Annotated in this window: 1 protein-coding gene; it reads right to left on the reverse strand. The window is 70.0% G+C overall.

Features of this window, described 5'->3' with window-relative positions:
* The coding region (locus JGU66_36185; GenBank protein MBJ6766215.1) for an AMP-binding protein at positions 1-567 on the reverse strand (567 nt) is incomplete at its 3' end.
* Between the last annotated feature and the right edge of the window lie 47 nt (positions 568-614).

Here is a 614-nt window from a genome sequence, read left to right on the forward strand (position 1 = left end):
ATCCACGGTGTCCCCGGGTGACAGCAGATGGCACGTGGTGATGGCCGTGCTCTCCGTGGGGCCGTAGGCGTTGAGCACCGAGCGGCCCTGCGCCAGTCGCGCGCGAGCGCTGGGGACCGGCATCACGTCACCACCCGCGACGAGCTGCCGCACCCGCGCGAGCGCTTCCGGCTCGTGCTGCTGCATCAGGTCAAAGAGCGCGGCGGACGTGAAGATCGTGGAGACCTTGCGCGTGGTGATGAGGCGCGCGAGCTGCGCAACATCCGGCGCATGTGGCGGCGCGAGAACCAGCCGGCCGCCGTGCAGGAGCGCACCCCAGATCTCCAGGGTGGAGGGGTCGAACGTCAGCGCGGTCGACTGGAGAATGACCTCCTGTGGCCCGAGCTGGACGAAGGTCGAACCGAACAACAAGCGAACCACGCCGCGATGCGGGATGGCCACGCCCTTGGGCTTCCCCGTGGAGCCCGACGTGTACGTCACATACGCGAGGCTCTCCGCCCAGACCTCCAGCGGTGGAGCATCGCCGCGCGAACGGGCGATTCGCTCGGCCTCGGCGTCCAGGCGCACGACCGGGCGACTCCCCACGGGGAGCGTTGATGCCAGCGCCTCCTGCG

It is taken from the genome of Myxococcaceae bacterium JPH2, from assembly GCA_016458225.1.
Lineage (GTDB): Bacteria > Myxococcota > Myxococcia > Myxococcales > Myxococcaceae > Citreicoccus.